Annotated in this window: 4 protein-coding genes; 2 read left to right on the top strand and 2 right to left on the bottom strand. The window is 64.4% G+C overall.

All coding sequences use genetic code 11. From position 1 onward, the window contains the following. Positions 1 to 137 (bottom strand): LysR family transcriptional regulator (locus EN914_RS33180; RefSeq protein WP_164779102.1); only part of this gene is annotated, 137 nt, incomplete at its 3' end. Between the two features lie 103 nt (positions 138 to 240). Between EN914_RS33180 and EN914_RS33185 the strand changes: the two genes are divergently transcribed. Next, entirely contained in the window at positions 241 to 978 is a 738-nt protein-coding gene (locus tag EN914_RS33185; RefSeq protein WP_024501705.1) for an SDR family oxidoreductase, read from the top strand. 69 nt (positions 979 to 1,047) lie between these two features. Continuing rightward, positions 1,048 to 1,260, top strand: a complete 213-nt coding sequence (locus tag EN914_RS33190; RefSeq protein WP_013530653.1) for a 4-oxalocrotonate tautomerase family protein — start codon at positions 1,048 to 1,050, stop codon at positions 1,258 to 1,260. 52 nt (positions 1,261 to 1,312) lie between these two features. Here the strand turns inward: EN914_RS33190 and EN914_RS33195 are convergent. Then, positions 1,313 to 2,095, bottom strand: a 783-nt coding sequence (locus EN914_RS33195; protein ID WP_127389576.1) for a LysR substrate-binding domain-containing protein, incomplete at its 5' end; no start/stop codon positions are given.

Below are 2,095 nucleotides of genomic sequence, written 5' to 3' on the forward strand. Positions count from 1 at the left end.
GCGCCGAGTTGCTCCTCCAGCCGCCGGATGGCTTCCGTCGCGGTTGAGCGCGGCAGGCCGAGATCGGCCGCGGCAGCGGTGAAGCTGCGCCGCTCCAGAACGCGAACAAAGAGCCGCATCGTGTCCAGCCGATCCATGCTCTTTGTTCGCAGTTCCCGAATAGTGATGTCAATGGGTGGATGATTATCCGGAATTCGGCTTGGCCTATATCCGTGTCACCAACAACGCGGAGAGACTTCGATGACAAATCAAACCAGAACCGCGATCGTGACCGGCGCCTCCAAAGGCATCGGCGCCGCCATCGCACAGCGGCTCGCCCGTGACGGCGTCGCCGTTGTCGTCAACTATGCACGGGGCCGCGCGGAGGCCGAAGAACTGGTCCGCGCGATCGAGACCGGCGGCGGCAGGGCGATCGCCGTGCAGGCCGATATCGCCAATCCGAACGGCATCGCCGTGCTGTTCGACGCCGGCGAGAAGGCGTTCGGCGGCATCGACATCCTCGTCAACAATGCCGGCATCATGAAGATTTCGCCGATCGCGCAGACCGACGATGCTTCGTTCGACACCCAGATCGCGATCAATCTCGGCGGCGTGTTTCGCGGCATGCGGGAAGGTGCGCGCCGGCTTCGCGACGGCGGCCGCATGATCAATTTTTCCAGCAGCGTCGTCGGTCTCTACCAGTCGGGCTACGGCGTTTACGCCGCCACAAAGGCGGGTGTCGAGGCGATGACCCACATCCTGGCCAAGGAGCTTGGCGCGCGCCGTGTCACCGTCAACGCGGTGGCGCCCGGACCGATCGAGACCGCGCTGTTCACGGACGGCAAGAGCGAGGCGCAGATCGAGGCCATCGGCAAGATGATCCCGCTCGGCCGGCTCGGCCAGCCCGACGACATTGCCGGGCTGGTCTCGTTCCTGGCCGGTCCGGACAGCTTCTGGGTCAACGGGCAAATCATCCGCGCCAATGGCGGCGTGGTCTGAGGCGGCAACCAGGCCGGCTTGGCTCTCCTGACTGCCTGACTTCCACACTCGAAAAGCTAAGGAAACATCATGCCATTCGCCAACATCAAGCTACCGCAAGCGGCCCTCTCCAAAGCGCAGAAGGAAGACCTCATCCATCGGACGACCGCGATGTTCGTCGACTTTTTCGGTGAGGGCGTACGCCCCTACACGATGGTGCTGGTCGAGGAGGTCGCCGACGGAGGCTATGGCCGGGCCGACGAAGTGTTCGTCGTGCCGGAAGTTTTTCGCGCGAAGGAGTAGTGCAGGGCTAGACCTCGAAGAGGTGCCTTTCACAAATTGAACCCTTGCCGCATCAGCCATCCTTCGTCGCACCGACCCAGTCGGCGGCCACTTCGGCACACAGCCAGTCGCGGAACGCCTTGATCTTTTTCTGGCGCAGCGCGCCGTCACGGTAGACGACGTAGTAGCGCGAGGCGGATTTCAGCGCGAGATCGAAGGGACGAACCAGCCACCCCGCAGCGAGGTCGGCCGAGACCAGCGCGCTTCGGCCGAGCAACACGCCTTCGCCATGCACCGCGGCTTCGACGGCGAAGGTGGCGGAATCGAAGCGCACGCCGCGCTTGGGATCGACATCGCCAACGCCTGCGTGTTGCAGCCATGTCGCCCAGTCGATGCGAAAGGCGTCATGGATCAGCTTGTGATGCCGGAGATCCCCGGGCTGGCGCAGCGGATGTTCGCCTTGCAGCAGTTCCGGGCTGCAGACCGGGAAGACCTCTTCGTCGGCGAGAAATTCCGCGGTCACGCCGGCATAGCCGCCCTTGCCGTAGCGGATGGCGATATCGATGCCGTCGCTGACGAAATCGGAAAGCACGCCCGAGGTCGACAGCCGCACGTCGATGTCGGCGTTGGCGCGGTGGAAGCGATGCAGCCTCGGCACCAGCCAGCGGCCGGCAAAACCGTCCGATGTGCTGACATTCAGGATGCCTGCCGTGCGGTCGGGCGTGGCGGCGATGGTGGCGGCGGCGATCTGGTCCAGCGCCGTCCTGACTTCCGATGCGTAGGCCGCGCCGACTGACGTCAGGCGCACGGACCTCGTTCCCCGATCGAAAAGTTGGATGCCCAGTCTGTCCTCGAT

This window comes from Mesorhizobium sp. M7A.F.Ca.CA.001.08.2.1, from assembly GCF_003998455.1.
Lineage (GTDB): Bacteria > Pseudomonadota > Alphaproteobacteria > Rhizobiales > Rhizobiaceae > Mesorhizobium > Mesorhizobium ciceri.